The 17012-nt window shown below is 58.4% G+C and carries 14 protein-coding genes; 12 read left to right on the top strand and 2 right to left on the bottom strand.

The window, feature by feature from the left end; translation table 11 throughout:
- Positions 1–61 precede the first annotated feature (61 nt).
- Genes PHA01_RS23660 through PHA01_RS23640 form a run of 5 tightly spaced genes read left to right on the top strand, consistent with a single transcriptional unit; the run spans position 62 to position 5272 of the window.
- Complete coding sequence (locus PHA01_RS23660; protein ID WP_271898758.1) at positions 62–1582, top strand: sugar ABC transporter ATP-binding protein; 1521 nt, start codon at positions 62–64, stop codon at positions 1580–1582.
- Between the two features lie 12 nt (positions 1583–1594).
- Positions 1595–2593: an ABC transporter permease gene (locus PHA01_RS23655; protein ID WP_271898780.1), complete on the top strand. Its 999-nt coding sequence runs from the start codon at positions 1595–1597 to the stop codon at positions 2591–2593.
- Positions 2590–3591 carry an ABC transporter permease gene (locus tag PHA01_RS23650; RefSeq protein ID WP_271898757.1) on the top strand — a complete coding sequence of 334 codons (1002 nt, stop codon included), beginning with the start codon at positions 2590–2592 and terminating at the stop codon, positions 3589–3591. Before PHA01_RS23655 ends, PHA01_RS23650 begins: the two co-directional genes overlap by 4 nt.
- A gap of 5 nt (positions 3592–3596) precedes the next feature.
- Positions 3597–3911: an L-rhamnose mutarotase gene (rhaM, locus tag PHA01_RS23645; protein ID WP_417021025.1), complete on the top strand. Its 315-nt coding sequence runs from the start codon at positions 3597–3599 to the stop codon at positions 3909–3911.
- Positions 3890–5272, top strand: a complete 1383-nt coding sequence (locus PHA01_RS23640) for an FGGY-family carbohydrate kinase (RefSeq protein ID WP_271898755.1) — start codon at positions 3890–3892, stop codon at positions 5270–5272. Before rhaM ends, PHA01_RS23640 begins: the two co-directional genes overlap by 22 nt.
- A gap of 48 nt (positions 5273–5320) precedes the next feature.
- Here PHA01_RS23640 and PHA01_RS23635 read toward each other — a convergent pair whose 3' ends face one another.
- Positions 5321–6646: a dicarboxylate/amino acid:cation symporter gene (locus tag PHA01_RS23635; RefSeq protein WP_271898754.1), complete on the bottom strand. Its 1326-nt coding sequence runs from the start codon at positions 6644–6646 to the stop codon at positions 5321–5323.
- A gap of 246 nt (positions 6647–6892) precedes the next feature.
- Between PHA01_RS23635 and PHA01_RS23630 the strand changes: the two genes are divergently transcribed.
- Positions 6893–8749, top strand: coding sequence for a sensor histidine kinase (locus PHA01_RS23630; protein ID WP_271898753.1), 1857 nt, complete (start codon positions 6893–6895; stop codon positions 8747–8749).
- A gap of 2 nt (positions 8750–8751) precedes the next feature.
- Positions 8752–10107, top strand: coding sequence for a sigma-54-dependent transcriptional regulator (locus PHA01_RS23625; RefSeq protein ID WP_271898752.1), 1356 nt, complete (start codon positions 8752–8754; stop codon positions 10105–10107).
- Here the strand turns inward: PHA01_RS23625 and PHA01_RS23620 are convergent.
- Positions 10104–11144 (bottom strand): LacI family DNA-binding transcriptional regulator, encoded by a 1041-nt coding sequence (locus tag PHA01_RS23620; protein WP_271898779.1) that lies wholly within the window; start codon positions 11142–11144, stop codon positions 10104–10106. The two genes, PHA01_RS23625 and PHA01_RS23620, sit on opposite strands and share 4 nt — an antisense overlap.
- Before the next feature lie 264 nt (positions 11145–11408).
- Here PHA01_RS23620 and PHA01_RS23615 point away from each other — a divergent pair, with 264 nt between their 5' ends.
- The 5 genes from PHA01_RS23615 (at position 11409) to PHA01_RS23595 (ending at position 17005) form a co-directional block, all read left to right on the top strand.
- Positions 11409–12386 (top strand): ABC transporter substrate-binding protein, encoded by a 978-nt coding sequence (locus PHA01_RS23615; RefSeq protein ID WP_271898751.1) that lies wholly within the window; start codon positions 11409–11411, stop codon positions 12384–12386.
- A gap of 98 nt (positions 12387–12484) precedes the next feature.
- Positions 12485–14023, top strand: a complete 1539-nt coding sequence (locus PHA01_RS23610) for a sugar ABC transporter ATP-binding protein (RefSeq protein ID WP_271898750.1) — start codon at positions 12485–12487, stop codon at positions 14021–14023.
- Positions 14020–15015: an ABC transporter permease gene (locus tag PHA01_RS23605; RefSeq protein WP_417021022.1), complete on the top strand. Its 996-nt coding sequence runs from the start codon at positions 14020–14022 to the stop codon at positions 15013–15015. Before PHA01_RS23610 ends, PHA01_RS23605 begins: the two co-directional genes overlap by 4 nt.
- Positions 15012–15989, top strand: a complete 978-nt coding sequence (locus PHA01_RS23600) for an ABC transporter permease (protein WP_271898749.1) — start codon at positions 15012–15014, stop codon at positions 15987–15989. Before PHA01_RS23605 ends, PHA01_RS23600 begins: the two co-directional genes overlap by 4 nt.
- The gene (locus PHA01_RS23595; protein ID WP_271898748.1) at positions 15989–17005 is read left to right on the top strand and encodes an aldose epimerase family protein; all 1017 of its coding nucleotides are present in this window, start codon (positions 15989–15991) and stop codon (positions 17003–17005) included. The genes PHA01_RS23600 and PHA01_RS23595 overlap by 1 nt, the downstream gene beginning before the upstream one ends.
- Positions 17006–17012: the final 7 nt, after the last annotated feature.

Raw genomic sequence — 17012 nt, 5'->3', positions numbered from 1 at the left:
ACGTCTCGTGACCAGCCCGGCAGATTTTCTGCCGGGCATTTTTTCCCTTCCGGTATATTTGATGAACAAGATTACCCTGCCAGAGCCAATGTCAGAGACGCCTCTCCTCGAGATGCGTGGCATCTCGAAGTCATTTCCCGGGGTGAAGGCGTTGAACGATGTCAACATCGCCCTGTTCCCGGGCCGGGTGACGGCGCTGATCGGCGAAAATGGTGCGGGAAAGTCGACGCTCGTCAAGATCCTCACCGGCATTTACGAGTCCGACGAGGGTGAGATCCAGGTCGATGGCAAGCCGGTAGTCTTTGCAAATGCGCAGGATGCGATCGATTTCGGTGTCACCGCAATCCATCAGGAGACCGTGCTTTTCGACGAATTGTCGGTGGCCGAGAATATCTTTCTCGGCCATGCCCCAAAAACCAGGCTCGGCTTGGTCGACTGGAAAGCGGTCAACGCGCGCGCTTTGGCTTTGCTCCATTCCCTGGAAAGCAATATCGATCCGCGTGTGCGTCTGAAGGATCTCTCGATCGCCCAGCGCCATCTCGTGGCCATTGCCCGGGCGCTGTCCGTCGATGCGCGCATTGTCATCATGGATGAGCCAACCGCCGCGCTTTCACGCAAGGAGGTCGACGATTTGTTCCAGATCGTTAAGCGCCTGAAAGCCCAGGGCAAGGCCATTCTGTTCATTAGCCACAAATTCGATGAAGTCTACGAGATCGCCGATCATTATGCGGTTTTCCGCGATGGCAAGGCGGTTGGCAGTGGCGTGCTGGCCGGTGTCGGGCAGGATGAGATCGTCAAGCTCATGGTCGGCCGTTCCATCGAACATGCCTTCCCGAAAGTCGACATCCTGCTCGGTGAGACGGTGCTTTCGGTCGAAAACTACACGCATCCGACCGAGTTTCGCGACATCAGCTTTGCCCTCAGGAAGGGCGAGATTTTCGGAATCTACGGTCTTGTTGGCGCAGGCCGCTCGGAGATTTGCCAGTCGCTCTTTGGCGTCACAAAACCCTCCGGTGGTACTCTTAAGCTGGCCGGCAAGGAGATCGTAATCGGCTCGCCGAGCGATGCCATCAAAGCCGGTATCGTCTACGTGCCTGAGGAACGCGGCCGCCATGGCGCGGTATTGCAGCTTCCGATCTATCAGAACATTTCGCTGCCGTCGCTGACACGCACGTCTCGCTCGGGTTTTTTGCGCGCGGCGGAAGAGTTCGCCCTTGCACGCAAATATGCCGAGCGTTTCGACTTGCGCGCTGCGGCTCTTTCCGTGCCGGTAGGTACCTTGTCCGGGGGCAATCAACAAAAGGTCGTCATCGGCAAATGGCTGGCAACCCAACCGACGATTCTTATCCTCGATGAACCGACCAAGGGCATCGACATTGGATCCAAGGCTGCGGTCCATGCCTTCATCAGCGAACTTGCCAGCGAAGGCCTCAGCATCATCATGGTCTCGTCGGAATTGCCGGAAATTCTCGGCATGTCGGATCGCGTGCTGGTGATGCGTGAAGGATTGTCGGCCGGCATCTTTGAACGTTCGCACCTCAATGCCGAAACTCTGGTCCGCGCCGCGACAGGCAATGCGTAAAGGTTGAGTATGATCAGGCAATTGTTCAAATTCCGCGAAATGCTGCTGGTGATCATCATCGCCATTCTGCTTGCGGTGTTTTCCGTGCGCTCACCGGGCTTTGCCGCGCCGGGTAACCTGGCGAATATCTTCAATGATACGTCGATCCTGATCATTCTTGCGCTTGGCCAGATGACGGTGATCCTGACGAAATCCATTGACCTTTCCGTCGCAGCCAATGTGGCTTTTACCGGCATGGCGGTCGGCATGTTGAATGCCGCTCACCCGGAACTGCCCCTCGTGCTGATCGTCATTGTCGCTCTTTGTATCGGTGCCGTTCTCGGCGCAATCAATGGAATTTTCGTCTGGAAGCTCAACATTCCATCCATTGTTGTCACACTCGGAACGCTGACGATCTACCGTGGCATGGCCTTCGTTCTCTCCGGCGGTGCTTGGGTGAACGCGCACCAGATGACAGCGCCGTTCCTGCAGACACCCCGCCAGCTCTTCCTCGGTCTGCCCATCCTAGGCTGGACGGCCATCGTCATAGTTGCCGTCATGTATCTCGTCATGTCACGCACGTTTCTTGGCCGGGCGATCTATGCCTCCGGCGGCAATCCGACAGCGGCGGTCTATGCCGGCATCGATGTCGGGCGCACCCGCTTTTTCGCGTTCGTCATCTCCGGAACCCTCGCGGGTCTCTGCGGCTATCTCTGGGTGTCGCGTTACGCGGTTGCCTATGTTGATATCGCAGCAGGCTTCGAGCTTGATACTGTCGCCGCCTGCGTCATTGGCGGTATCTCGACGCTTGGAGGGATTGGTTCGGTTGCTGGCGCCGTACTCGGAGCGCTATTCCTCGGCGTCATCAAGAACGCGCTGCCGGTCATCAACATTTCGCCCTTTGCACAAATGGCGATTTCCGGCTCGGTTATCATTGCCGCCGTGATCTTCAATGCCCGTCAGGAACGGCGGCGTGGTCGTATCATCCTGCGTGATCGCGGCGCGTCGGAACAGATCGAGGTGGCAGCATGAGTGCGATACCTGAAAAGCGGCTTATCCCGGACCGGCTTGGCACATCGGCAACGCGTCTGTTTGGGAGCTGGGAAGCACTCCTTTTTGCTGTCGCCGTGCTGATCTTCATCGCCAATTCCCTCGCCTCGCCCTACTTCCTGAATGCGTGGAATCTCTCCGATGCCACGTTCAATTTTACTGAAAAGGCCATGGTAGCGTTTGCCATGGCGCTCCTGATCATCTCCGGGGAGATCGACCTCTCGGTTGCTGCGATCATAGCGCTTGCTTCGACTGCCATGGGCGCTGCAGCGCAGGCGGGGATCGGTACACCTGGCCTCGTTGCCATCGGGATTGGCGTTGGTGTCGGTTGCGGCGTGGTCAACGGCATCCTCGTTGCAGGACTACGCCTGCCTTCCATCGTCGTCACGATCGGTACGATGAGTCTCTTCCGCGGCATCGCCTATATCGTCCTTGGCGACAAGGCCTATGGCGGCTACCCGGCCTCTTTCGCCTATTTCGGCCAAGGCTATGTCTTCTGGGTGTTTTCCTTCGAGTTGGTGCTTTTCGCCGTGCTGGCGATCCTCTTCGCGGTCCTGCTGCATGCGACGAATTTCGGTCGCCGGGTCCACGCCATCGGCAACAATGAATTTGCCGCACGCTTTTCCGGTATTCGTGTCGAGCGCATCAAGTTCACACTCTTCCTCCTGACCGGTCTGATGTCCGGCATCGCAGCCGTCTGCCTCACCTCACGCCTCGGCTCCACCCGGCCGTCGATCGCACAGGGCTGGGAGCTCGAGATCGTCACCATGGTCGTCCTTGGCGGCGTTTCGATCCTTGGCGGTGCCGGAACGATCGGCGGCGTGGTCATCGCTGCCTTCGTCATGGGACTGGTCACCTTCGGCCTTGGCCTGCTGAATGTTCCCGGCATTGTGATGTCGATCTTCATCGGTCTGCTTCTGATCGTGACCATTACGCTGCCTGTCATTATCCGCCAGTTCCGGCACAGGAAGCCCGCATGAGTGCGATGGAGAAATATGCGTTCACGATGGCACTCAACCCAGGTATGGAGGCTGAGTACAGGCGCCGTCATGACGAAATCTGGCCGGAACTCGTGGATCTCCTGCATGAGGCGGGTATCGCCGATTATTCGATCCATCTTGACCTCGCCACAAACACGCTCTTTGGCGTGTTGACCCGCCCCGTTGGTCACACCATGCAAAGCCTGCCCGACCATCCGGTGATGAAGAAATGGTGGACCCATATGGCAGACATCATGGCCACCAATCCGGACAGCTCGCCGGTCCAGACAGACCTCGTATGTCTTTTCCATCTGCCATGAGCGAGAGCCGTATAGCCGTTATGGATGTTGGCAAGACCAACGCCAAGGTTGTTATCGTCGACGCGGCGACAGGAACAGAAATCGCCTCGCGCAGCACGCAGAACCGCGTCGCCAAGGATGGTCTCTATCCGCATTATGACATCGAAGCGCTGTGGGCATTTTTTGTCGATACACTGGCAATCTTTGCCCAATCGCCGGGCTTCGATGCAATTTCTGTCACCGCACATGGCGCGGCAGCCGCATTGCTGGGCGATAATGATCTGGCGATGCCGGTCATCGACTACGAGCATGTCTATCCTGACAATGTGCGCACAGCCTATGCGGCCTTGCGGCCGGATTTCGCCGAGACCCGCTCGCCGCTTCTCTCCGGCGGCCTCAATGTCGGTGCGCAAATTCATTACCAGAAGACGCAGTTTCCGGCTGAATTCTCCGCAGCCAAAACCATCGTCACCTACGCACAATACTGGGTCTGGCGCCTGACTGGCATTGCCGTGAACGAAGTCACCTCGCTTGGCTGCCATACGGATCTGTGGAACCCGCAACTGGGCGAATATTCCAGCCTTGTCGACACGCTGGAGCTTCGTTCCTTGATGGCGCCGATCCGCTCTGCGTTCGACCGGATTGGTGATCTGCGCGAGCCGCTCGCCAGTCAGATCGGAACGACCAAACCCACGCCGGTTCATTGCGGCATCCACGATTCCAATGCCTCGCTTCTGCCACATCTGATCACCCGTACGTCGCCGTTCTCGGTTGTATCGACCGGAACCTGGGTGGTGTCTTTTGCGGTCGGCGGAAGGTTGGATCAGCTCGACCCGGCGCGGGATACACTCGCCAATGTCGATGCCTACGGGAAGGCGGTGCCGTCGGCGCGGTTCATGGGCGGACGCGAGTTCGATCTTTTGACCGGCGGCAGTCCCCTCGAACCCGAAGCGGATACGTTGGACCAGGTGATCCGCGAGCAGTTCATGACCCTGCCGAGCATCGTGCAGGGATCGGGCCCCTATCCTGCGCACGATCCAGTCCGGCTAAATGATGAGTCGCGATCGGCCGCCGAACTGAACGCTGCTGCCTCGCTATATACAGCACTCATGACCAATACCTGTCTCGAGCTGATTGGTGCAGCTGGCCCGACGATTGTCGAAGGACCGTTTTCCCGCAACCGAACCTATCTGTCAGCAATGCGGTCGTTGACGGCGCGCGAAATCATCGCTTCTCCCGGCTCAACTGGTACCAGTCTTGGCGCTGCACTCCTAGCCGGCGCCAGGTGTCCGTTCAAACCAGTCTCGGACGATGTCACGCCGTTAGGCGAAGCCTTCGATATTTATGCACGGAACTGGCGGGATAACCTTCCACGCAAATGAAAAAGGCGGGCTTGCTAGCCCGCCTTTTTCTCGTATCAACCTTATTCTCTAGCTTGCAAGCGCCAGCGCGTCCTCATCGGCGAAATCGCCTTTGAGCGCTTGTGCGAGCTTGTTGGTATCAAGCTCGCCTTCCCAGCGGGCAACAACGATTGTCGCTACCGCATTGCCGACGAGATTGGTAAGCGCGCGGCATTCAGACATGAAACGATCGATGCCGAGAATCAGCGCCATGCCTGCGACTGGAACTGCGGGAACGACCGACAGGGTTGCTGCGAGCGTGATAAAGCCTGCACCGGTGATTCCTGCTGCGCCCTTGGAACTCAGCATGGCGACGAGCAGCAGCAATACCTGATCCGTTAGCGTCAGATGCGTGTTCGTCGCTTGCGCGATGAACAGTGCAGCCAGGGTCATATAGATATTGGTACCGTCAAGATTGAACGAATAGCCGGTTGGAATGACAAGGCCGACCACGGATTTCTTGCAGCCTGCCTTTTCCATCTTGGCCATCAATGTCGGCAAGGCGGCTTCGGATGAACTCGTTCCAAGGACCAGCAGCAGCTCTTCCTTGATGTAGCGGATCAGTGCCAGGATGGAGAAGCCATTGTACCAGGCGACGGCGCCAAGTACGACGAGTACGAAAAGTACAGACGTCAGATAGAAGGTACCGATCAGGAAGATGAGATTGGCAACTGACCCGATGCCGTATTTGCCGATGGTGAAGGCCATGGCGCCGAAGGCACCGATCGGTGCGGCTTTCATCAGGATCGCGACGAGCTTGAAAACAGGCGCTGAAAGCACTTGCAGGAAATTCGTAACCGGTTCCGCCCTTTCGCCCACCATGGCGAGTGAAAGGCCGAACAGTACCGAGAAGAACAGTACCTGCAGGATATCGCCCGAAGCAAAGGCGCCAACGATCGTTGTCGGGATGATGTTCGTCAGGAAGCCGACGACGCTCTGCTCATGTGCTTGTTGTGTATAGGTCGCGACGGCGGCGGGATCGAGCGATGCGGGATCGATATTCATGCCGGCGCCCGGCTGCACGACATTGGCGACGATCAGGCCGACGATCAAGGCAAGTGTCGAGAACGTCAGGAAATAAAGCATCGCCTTGCCGGCAACGCGGCCGACTTTTTTCAGATCACTCATGCCGGCGATGCCGGTGGTGACCGTCAGGAAAATGACCGGGGCAATGATCATCTTCACCAGTTTGATGAAGGCATCGCCGAGCGGCTTCATGCTGGTGCCAATATCGGGGTAGTAGTGGCCGAGCAGAATGCCGATGGTGATGGCAACAACTACCTGAAAATAAAGATGGGCGTAGATCGATGTTTTGCCGCGTGGCTGCGGTGCTGCGGTTATCGTCACAGGACTCATAACTTCCTCCATGGTGCGAGCCGCGTCTGGCGCAATAAAGCCTGCCAGCCTCCTGGGCTCTCGTTACAGGGCGGATAGACCGTCCCTCGCGAGTTGGCATTGCAAGCGCCGTGCCAATTTGCCGAATAAGGTTAAGTCATTGAAAAATAACAGTATAAAATTAAGCCTCTGTTTTATTGGCAGCTGTTTGTGCGGATATTCGCACGGTCCTCTTGAGATTTGTGCGAATATATGCACACTGCTGTCATGGAAAATCGGTTGGCGGTGCGCTCGGAAAGCATTCTGCACGCGGGGACGACAAGTCTGCTCGTGAAGATTGTTTATGGGCTCCTTGCCGCACTTCTTGTGGCAGGCGCACTTTTCATCGCCAATGATTACGGACGCAAGCGCGCCTATGAATCGCTCCACATCCGGGCGCAGAGCGCGGCCGAACTCAATGCTGTCCTGCTACGGACGGTGCTTGAGAAACAGCGGTCGCTGCCGTTCGTCCTGTCGCAGGACCGCGATGTGATCAGCGCGTTGACGACGCGCAGCGACAGCCTGTTGCAACTTGTCAACCGCAAGCTTGAAAGCCTGATCAGCGGTACCCGCTCGTCGGTAATTTATCTTCTTAACGCTGATGGGTTGGCACTGGCTTCCAGCAATTGGCGCGAACCGACGAGTTTCGTCGGTACCAACTACAGCTTTCGGCCCTATTATACCCGCGCTATCGCCGCCGGCAGCGCCGAGCATTATGCGTTCGGTACCGTCAGTAAACGTCCGGGTCTCTATATTTCAAGACGCATCGATGGACGTTCGGGAACGCTCGGCGTTATCGTCGTCAAGGTCGAGTTCGACGACCTCGAGGCCGATTGGCGCCGCAACAGCGATCCTTCTCTGGTTGTTGACCAACGCGGTATTGTACTGATCACGAGCCTGCCGGGATGGCGGTTCATGACCGAGGGGCCAATCGTACCTGACCAGATGGGGCCGATCCGCGAGAGTTTGCAATTCGGTGACGCACCTCTCGCACCGCTCGACATCACGCCTGCCTTGCCGCAAGGCCAGCCTGATATTGTCCAGGCGCGCTTGCCCGGTGCGGCGAAGGCGGAAGAATTCGTGCGCGTACAGACGCCGGTCCCCACCACGACCTGGAACCTGCAACTCCTGACACCGGCAGCGCCGGCAGTAGCTGAGGCAACGCGGACAGCTCAGTTGCTGGCGCTCATCGTTCTTGCGCCGCTTTTGGGGTTCACCGCCTTCTTGTTGCGCCGTCGTGGACTTGCTCTGCGCCGTGCCCGCGAGCAAGAAGCAGCACGGCTTGAGCTTGAGCGGCGCGTTGCCGAGCGCACGGCAGATCTCAGTACCGCTCACTCGGAGCTCGTAATGCAGGTCGAGGAGCGTCAGAAGACCGAGGCCAAGCTGCAGACGGTGCAGCAGGACTTGGTGCAAGCGAACCGTCTTGCCATTCTCGGACAGGTCACGGCCGGCGTCGCCCATGAGATCAACCAGCCTGTCGCTGCCATTCGCTCCTATGCGGACAATGCCAAGACGTTTCTTGGCCGCAACCAGATCGATTCAGCCAAGGACAATCTGAAAGCCATTGCCGGGCTGACAGAGCGCATTGGTGGCATCACCGATGAGCTGCGCACCTTCGCGCGCAAGGGAACGGGCGACGCGGGTCCCATCAGCGTCAGCGATGTGATCGAGGGTGCGTTGCTGCTGCTTGGCACCCGGTTCCGGCAGAGAGCCGGTCAGATCATCACGCAGACGCCACCGCCGGATATCAAGGTGCATGGCAATCGTATGCGTCTCGAACAGGTGCTGATCAATCTCATGCAGAATGCAGTGGAGGCAACGGAAGGCGGTCCGGCCAGCAAGATCAGCGTGGAAACCCGGGTGACCGACGGCGAGGTCCAGCTGATTGTTTCCGACAATGGGCCAGGTATTCCTGAAGCAATCATGCAAGCGCTGTTCACACCTTTCAATACGTCCAAGGATCGTGGTCTCGGGCTCGGTCTGGTCATCTGCCACGACATCGTCGCGGATTATGGCGGGCGCATCGACGTCAAAAGCAGCAGCGCCGGAACAGAGTTTACGGTTCACCTTCCAAGGGTCGCCTGATTATGGATTTTCAGCCCAGTGTCGCTTTCGTTGACGATGATGATGATCTGCGTAATGCCAATCGCCAGACCCTGGAGCTTGCAGGTTTTACGGTGATGCCTTTTACGGATGCATTGAGCGCCTTGCGCTTTTTGACACCGGATTTTGCCGGCGTTGTCGTCACTGACGTGCGCATGCCGAATATCGACGGTCTGGAATTGTTTCGCCGCCTACACGCCATGGACACCGATCTGCCCGTCATCCTCATCACCGGCCACGGCGACATCGATATGGCGGTCGAGGCGATACAGGAAGGCGCCTATGATTTCATTGCCAAGCCTTATCCGGCTGATCGCCTCGTCCAGAGCATCCTGCGAGCGGTTGAAAAGCGACGGCTGGTCATGGAAAACCGCCAGCTGCGCCTCGCGCTCGAGACTTCCGATGACAATCTGCCGCTCATTGGCCAGACCCCTGTCATGCAGAACCTGCGCAAGACATTGCGCCACGTGGCCAACGCAGATGTCGACGTTTTGATTGCCGGTGAAACCGGTACCGGCAAGGAAGTAGCGGCAAGCCTGTTGCATGAATGGAGTCGTCGCAAGCAAGGCAATTTCGTCGCGCTCAATTGCGGTGCGCTGCCGGAGACCGTGATCGAAAGCGAGCTGTTCGGTCATGAGGCTGGTGCATTTACCGGAGCGCAGAAAAAGCGTATCGGCCGCATTGAACATGCCAGTGGCGGTACACTGTTTCTCGATGAAATCGAAAGCATGCCGCTGTCGACGCAGGTCAAATTGCTGCGCGTGCTTGAAACCCGCGAGATCGCGCCGCTCGGCACGAATGAACATCGCCCGGTCGATCTGCGTGTCGTTGCAGCGGCAAAGGTAGATCTCGGCAGTCCGGATCAACGTGCGAATTTCCGCGAAGACCTTTTTTATCGCTTGAACGTCGTTACGATTTCAATCCCGCCTCTGCGCGAGCGTCGGGAGGATATTCCGCTCCTGTTCACGCATTTCCTGCAGCGCGCCTCAGCACGCTTCAAAAGCGAGCCGCCGGAGATGACCGGAGCGTTACGATCGCGCCTGATGGAAAATGACTGGCCAGGCAATGTGCGCGAGCTTTCGCATTTTGCCGAACGGGTTGCGCTCGGGCTGGGCGGGCTGGAGAGTGAGAGACTCAGTCAGACGACTAACATCGTGAACCTGCCCGAAGCGATGGAGCAGCACGAGGCGAAACTGATCCGTGATGCGCTGAACGCAAACCATGGAGATGTGCGTTCGACCCTTGAAACCCTTGGGATCCCGCGCAAGACCTTCTACGACAAGTTGCAACGTCACGGTATCGATCGTGCCGAGTATGCGAAACAAAAGCCAGGGGACTAGGCGAAGAACGCCAGCTTTGCGGCGCACTCCGCCACGGACAGCCGCTCGACTAGCGGGCATTCGAGCTTGGTGATCGGATAGCGCGTGCCCGATGACTGCGCGAAGCTGTCCAGTTGCTCGATTGCCCAGCGTCCCATGGCCCGGTGCGGCAAGACGGAAGTTGTCAATTGCGGATGGAGATGGCGCGAGATTTCTTCGTCGTCATACCCGATGACGGAGATATCTTCGGGAATGCGCATACCGGTCTCCTTCAGCGCCTCATAGCAGCCAATCGCCGTACGGTCGTTCTGGCAGAAAATGGCAGTGGGCCGGTCGTCCAGCGTCAGCAATTCCTTCGTCGCCGCATAGCCCGCGCTTGCCGACCAGTCGCCCTCGATTACCAGCTCCGGATCGAAAGGGATATCGGCCGTCGCCAAGGCGCGACGATAGCCCTTGAGCCGGTCCTTCGCGGCTTCCATCCATGGTTCGCCGGTAATAGTGCCGATGCGCCGATGGCCATGCTGGATCAGATGACGGGTCGAATGCTGGCCGCCGGCGATCTCGCTTGGTACGACAGCAGGAAAGGCATGATCCGGCGTGTAGCAGTTGATGAGAACGACCGGAATGTCGAGTTCGTAAACCGCCGCCGGCAAGACCACCTCGCGCGTAAAGATCGCCATATAGATCAGGGCCGAAATGCCGTGCTCGCGCAGGGCGCGGATCGTGCGGGGCTCCATCTCGGGGTCGTTGAGCGTCTGGGCGACCAGTATGATGTTGCCGGCATTCCACGAGGCCTGGCGTGCGCCTTCGATAGCGACGACCGCTTCCGGACTGGTCGCAAGCTGATCGACGACAAAGCCGATCTTGCCGTCGAGCGCCGGCGTCGGGATATTCGCGGTGTCGAGATGGGCAAAACTCGGTGCGGCATAGCCGAGCGCGCGCGCCGCCTCTATCACCCGCTCGCGCGTTTCAGCGGCAAGCTTTATGCCCGGCGTCTTGTTGAGCACGAACGAGACGGTGGCCTGCGAACACCCTGCAACCCGGGCGATGTCGGTCATCGTCACACGCTTGCTGACACGCTTGCGCCGCACAGCCAAGCGCGTGGTCTTAACTTTCTCAGTGGTCGAATTATCCACTGTATCACCCACCCGGAACGACGCTTCCAGCGGCCCGAAGACTGGCCGGAATCGATGAAGTTATGGGGAATATTACGAACAGTTTGCCTCACTAATCAACATAAATAATTATTGACTAATTTTTATAAGTAGCGATGATTGTCGTAGTGGGATCGCCACGAACTAATTTCTGGGAGGGAATTTTCAATGAATATCACCCGTCGGACCGTGCTGTTTACTTCAGCCATTGGGCTGGTCTCCATGGTCGCTGGCATCGCATTGGCTGATGCACCGCCGCTCAAGAAAAAAGACACCTACAAGGTCGGCTTTGCCCAGACTGAAAGCAACAATCCGTGGCGCCTGGCCCAGACTGCCAGCATGCAGGAAGAGGCCAAAAAGCGCGGATGGCAACTGGTCTATACGGATGCTGCGAGCTCCGCCGCCAAGCAGGTCGCCGACGTCAATTCGATGATCGCCCAGGGCGTTGACCTGATTTTCCTCGCACCACGTGAGGAAAAGCCGCTGATTCCTGCAATCAAGGCAGCCAAGAATGCCGGCATCCCGGTTATCCTGCTTGATCGCAACGTCGACGCTTCGCTGGCCAAGGCCGGCGAGGATTATGTAACGTTTATCGGCTCCAATTTCATCGAGGAAGGCCAGCGTGTTGCCGATTGGCTTGTCAAGAACGCCAATGGCAAGACCACGATCATCGAGCTTGAGGGCACGACCGGTTCTTCTCCGGCCAATGATCGCAAGAAGGGCTTCGACGACGTGATCGCCAAGAACTCGGACTTCAAGATTGTCGCCTCGCAGACCGGCGATTTCGCCCGCGACAAGGGACGCCAGGTTGCCGAAACGCTGCTGCAGGCGCATCCCGACGCCAACGTTGTCTATGCCCATAATGACGAAATGGCGATGGGCGCAATTTCCGCAATCGAGGCAGCCGGCAAGGTTCCAGGCAAGGACATTCTCGTCCTGTCGATCGACGGTGGCAAGGAAGCCGTTCAGGCGGTTGTCGATGGCAAGATTGCAGCCGTTGTCGAATGCAATCCGCGCTTTGGACCGAAGGCGTTCGACACGGCCGTCGCCTACGCCAACGGCGACAAAATTCCAGCCAAACTCATCAACCCCGATCAGTTCTACGATGCCAGCAATGCCAAGGACCTGCTGAGCACCGCCTATTGATTTTGCGGCTTGCCAGCGCTCTTATAGGGCGCTGGCTTTTTTTCGGCATTTCTATTGCTATGCCGGAGCCTTCCGATGCGTTCAGAATTGGCTTTGCAATGAACACCGATAACCTTTTATCGATGACGGCAATCGACAAGCGCTTTGCCGGGATCCCTGCCCTGTCCGGCGCCTCTTTTGCTGTTGGACGCGGCGAAGTTCATGCGCTGATCGGCCAGAACGGTGCCGGCAAATCGACGCTGATCAAGGTGCTGACCGGCTATTATAAGCGCGACGCTGGTGAAGTCGTGTTCGATGGCAAGCCATTCGAGGTCTCCTCGCCGCAACAGGCGCAGGCAAGCGGCATCAGCACCATCTACCAGGAAATCAACCTCGTCCCCTATCGCTCCATCACCGAGAATATATGCCTTGGCCGCGAGGCTCGCCGCTGCGGCCTGCTTGATTGGAAGCGCATGCACCAGGAGGCTGAAGCGCTGCTGCAGCGATTCAATGTGCGCGCCGATGTGCGCCGCCCATTAATGGAATTCAACACCGCCACGCAGCAGATGGTGGCGATTGCGCGTGCCATCGGTTTTTCGGCAAAGCTCGTTATCATGGATGAGCCGACCTCCTCGCTCGACGAGCGTGAAGTCGCTGTGCTGTTCAATGTTATCCGGCAGTTGAAGCAGGAGGGCGTTTCAGTTGTTTTCGTCAGCCACAAGCTGGATGAGCTTTATGAGGTTTGCGACCGCGTCACCATCATGCGTGATGGCCGGACCGTAAAGACTGCGGCCATGAACGAGATCGACAAGATCGGCCTTGTTTCCGCAATGCTTGGGCGTGCCATCGAACGCGCCGAGGGCCACGCCACGGCGTTCAGCGATCGCGACGAAAAGAAAATCGGCAAGGTGCTTTTGTCAGCCGAAAATCTTGCCATCAACCAGATCGTGCAGGACGTCTCGTTCAATGTGCGCAGCGGCGAGATCGCCGGGTTTGCCGGACTTCTTGGCGCGGGGCGGACGGAAACGGCCCGGCTGGTCTTCGGCATCGATCGCCCGCGCGCGGGCACAATGATATTCAACGGGCAGACGTTCGATCCGAATAAGCCTTCCGACGCCATTGCTGCCGGCATGGGCTTCTGTACCGAAGATCGCAAGAGCGAGGGCATCGTCCCCGACATGAGTGTTGCAGAAAACATGATGCTGGCACTGATGCCGAAGCTCAGCAAATCCGGTGTCATCGATGAGAAGGCGCAGCGCGATATCGTCGAGCGTTTCATCAGGCAACTCGGTATCAAATGCTCGGGGCCGGACCAGAAGGTGCGCGAACTTTCCGGTGGCAATCAGCAGAAGGTCCTCCTCGGCCGCTGGCTGGCCATGAACCCGCGTCTGCTCATTCTCGACGAGCCGACGCGCGGCATCGATGTCGGAGCCAAGGCCGAGATCCAGGCCCTCATCAAGACGCTGGCCGACCAAGGGCTTGCGGTTCTGATGATCTCCTCGGAACTCGAAGAGGTGATTGAGGGCGCCGATCGTGTGTTCGTCCTGCGCGAAGGCATCAGCGTTGCTGAATTCGATCGCGATGAGGCAACCGAAGACGCCGTCATGTCGGCGATGGCTCACGGCAGCGCGCCGACTGTCGCGGGGGCCGCGCCATGACCGACACGGCGCGGCAACAACTTATATCGCGGCCGTTCGACCCATTCGATTTCATGGCGCGCTACGGCACCTTGATCGCTTTGGCTCTGCTCATCCTGTTCAACTTTGCTTTCACCCGCAACTTCGCCACGATGCAGACGCTTAACGTCAATCTCACGCAGGTTTGCACGATTGTCATCGTTGCCGTCGGCATGACGCTGGTCATCGCGACCGGCGGCATCGATCTTTCCGTCGGATCACTCATGGCCATTTCCGGCGCGCTTGCGCCGATGATCTTCCTCGGCAAGATTGTTCCCATCGGCAATGTTGCGCTCGCCGTCGCGGCCGCGATGATCATCGCGGTTGGTGTTGCGGGCTTGTTTGGCCTGTTCAATGGCTGGCTCATCGCCAGGTTTCGCATCCAGCCGATCGTGGCGACGCTGATTCTGTTCATTGCCGGCCGCGGCATTGCCCAGGTACTGACCAACGGCAATCTCCAGACATTCCGCGTTCCGCAATTCCAGTGGATCGGTCTCGGCCGCCTCTTCGGCATTCCCGTGCAGGTTGTGCTTATGGTGCTCCTGGTGATCGCTGCCGCATGGATGCTGAAGCGTACGGTTTTCGGCCGTCAGATCATCGCCGTTGGCGGCAACGAGCGTGCGGCAGAGCTTTCCGGTATCGCGGTCTCCCGGGTGAAGCTCGTCGTTTATACGATCAGTGGTCTTTGTGCCGGGATAGCCGGTCTCGTGGTGATCGCGATCAACTCCTCCAGCGACGCCAATCTGGTCGGTATGGGCATGGAACTCGATGCCATCGCGGCGGTTGCTGTTGGCGGCACGCTATTGAGCGGCGGCAAGGCGACCATTATCGGCACGCTGCTCGGTGCCATGACGATCCAGCTCGTGCGCTACACGCTCCTTGCCAATGGTGTGCCTGATGCTGCCGCCCTTGTGGTCAAGGCGGGCATCATCGTGCTCGCCGTCTGGATACAGCAACAGGGCAGGCGCACATGACGAGACCTCGTTTGATCTCTTTGCTTGGCAGCTACGGTGTCGTTCTGGCACTGCTTCTGCTCATCCTCTTCGGATGGGCGCGCTATGATTATTTCGTTGGCCTCTTCAACATCACCAGCGTCCTGCGTTACAATTCGATGTTCGCGCTTGTGGCTCTCGGCATGTGCTTCGTCATCATGACCGGCGGTATTGATCTGTCTGTCGGTTCGACCGCCGCGCTCGGCAGCGTCGTCGCGGCGCTTGCCAGTCCGCAAGGCGCCTGGATCGGCCTTGGAGCCGGGGTCGGCGCCGGGCTTTGCGTCGGCCTGATCAATGCAATTCTCGTCACGCGGCTGAAGATCATGCCGTTCGTCGCGACCCTTGCCATGATGCTGGCGGCAAGCGGTACCGCGCTTCTCCTCGCCGATAACCAGTCCGTGTCGGTATCCTACGAAAGTGGATTCACGTCGATCGGCCAGGACAATTTCATCGGCTTTCCAATTCCCGCCTGGATTGCGATCATGACCTATGTGGTCGGCTGGGTTGTTCTGAATTTCACCAGCACCGGCCGTGGTGTGCTTGCCGTCGGTGGCAACGAAGATGCCACGCGGCTGATGGGCCTCCCCGCTGACCGCATCAAGTTTCTGGTCTATCTAGCGAGTGGCGGCCTTGCCGGGCTCGCAGGCGTCATCCTCGCGTCGCAGTTCGGCGCGGGGCAGCCGATCGAGGGTGTCGGCTGGGAACTCTTTGCGATCGCCGCGGTGGTCGTCGGCGGAACCCTTTTGACCGGCGGTGTCGGTTCTGTCGGGGCCACGCTTGCGGGCGTGCTGCTGCTTGGCATCCTCTTCAATGTACTGAACTTCGAAAACGGCAAGGGCTGGATCTCGCTCTCCGCCTACTGGCAATCGGTCATACGCGGCCTGTTCCTGCTGGTCGTCGTGATCTTGCAGGCGAAACTTTCCTCGCGCGGCAGCGTCGCTGTCAGGGATTATTGATGCGTGACAATGCGCAACCAGAGCTATTCGGCACGTTTCAAGGTGAACCGGTATTCCAGGTAACGCTTCGCTCGCCTGCCGGGGCTGTCGCCAGAATTTTGAACTGGGGCGCGGTCATCAGGGATCTGCAAATTCCCTTGAGCGATGGGATCTTCCAGCGCGTCGTTTTGGGTTTCGATGGCTTTGACGACTACCCGGCCCTTTCACCCTATTTCGGCGCACTTGTCGGCCGCTACGCCAACCGTATAGCCCACGGGCGTTTCCTGCTCGATGGAAAGACTGTTCAGCTCGACCTTAATGAACATGGTATCCAGACCCTGCATGGAGGCAGCGGCGGGGTTTCGCAGCGCCTGTGGACCATTGCCGGCTGGAGCCAGTCTTCCGTCACCCTTTCAATCAATCTGCCCGATGGCGATCAGGGTTTCCCCGGCAACATGGATGTGCACTGCACCTACAGCCTCGATGACCTCACGCTTTGCGTTGAAGTCGAGGCGGTCACTGACGCGCCAACCGTCGCCAATTTTGCCCAGCATTCCTATTTCAATCTCGATGGGTCCGGCGATATTCGCGATCATCGCTTGCGGATCCTTGCCGATGCCTACACGCCCGTTGACGGGAGCCTTATTCCCACTGGCGAAATCACAGGAATTGATGAGACGGCCTATGATTTTCGCCTGCCGCGCCGGATCGGCACGAGTGGCTCAACACTCTACGATCATAACTTCGTCCTGAGCGAGCCAATGAGCGATGGCATGCGTTTTGCAGCCTCGCTCGTGGCGGGTAATGGCCTTGCCATGCAGGTGCACACGAGCGAGCCTGGCCTGCAATTCTATGACGGAGCAAAAATACCTGCCGTTACCGGGATCGGGGGCATGCATTATGGTCCACATACCGGCCTCTGCCTGGAAGCGCAGCATTTTCCCGACAGTCCGAACCAGCCTCAGTTTCCGGGCACGATCCTTCGCCCCGGCGAGATCTATCACCAGCGCACCGAATTCCGCTTCCATAACGTCTAACTTGCCA

It is taken from the genome of Candidatus Phyllobacterium onerii (genome assembly GCF_028331445.1).
Classification (GTDB): Bacteria; Pseudomonadota; Alphaproteobacteria; order Rhizobiales; family Rhizobiaceae; genus Phyllobacterium; species Phyllobacterium onerii.
This window is presented reverse-complemented; position numbering and strand designations above follow the sequence as displayed.

Coding starts and splice junctions, on each gene's coding strand:
- PHA01_RS23625 (WP_271898752.1), top strand. CDS start 8,752: ATGGATTTTCAGCCCAGTGTCGCTTTCGTTGACGATGATGATGATCTG.
- PHA01_RS23660 (WP_271898758.1), top strand. CDS start 62: ATGAACAAGATTACCCTGCCAGAGCCAATGTCAGAGACGCCTCTCCTC.
- PHA01_RS23600 (WP_271898749.1), top strand. CDS start 15,012: ATGACGAGACCTCGTTTGATCTCTTTGCTTGGCAGCTACGGTGTCGTT.
- PHA01_RS23635 (WP_271898754.1), bottom strand. CDS start 6,646: ATGAGTCCTGTGACGATAACCGCAGCACCGCAGCCACGCGGCAAAACA.
- PHA01_RS23615 (WP_271898751.1), top strand. CDS start 11,409: ATGAATATCACCCGTCGGACCGTGCTGTTTACTTCAGCCATTGGGCTG.
- PHA01_RS23605 (WP_417021022.1), top strand. CDS start 14,020: ATGACCGACACGGCGCGGCAACAACTTATATCGCGGCCGTTCGACCCA.
- rhaM (WP_417021025.1), top strand. CDS start 3,597: ATGGAGAAATATGCGTTCACGATGGCACTCAACCCAGGTATGGAGGCT.
- PHA01_RS23620 (WP_271898779.1), bottom strand. CDS start 11,144: ATGACCGACATCGCCCGGGTTGCAGGGTGTTCGCAGGCCACCGTCTCG.
- PHA01_RS23650 (WP_271898757.1), top strand. CDS start 2,590: ATGAGTGCGATACCTGAAAAGCGGCTTATCCCGGACCGGCTTGGCACA.
- PHA01_RS23640 (WP_271898755.1), top strand. CDS start 3,890: ATGTCTTTTCCATCTGCCATGAGCGAGAGCCGTATAGCCGTTATGGAT.
- PHA01_RS23630 (WP_271898753.1), top strand. CDS start 6,893: ATGGAAAATCGGTTGGCGGTGCGCTCGGAAAGCATTCTGCACGCGGGG.
- PHA01_RS23610 (WP_271898750.1), top strand. CDS start 12,485: ATGAACACCGATAACCTTTTATCGATGACGGCAATCGACAAGCGCTTT.
- PHA01_RS23595 (WP_271898748.1), top strand. CDS start 15,989: ATGCGTGACAATGCGCAACCAGAGCTATTCGGCACGTTTCAAGGTGAA.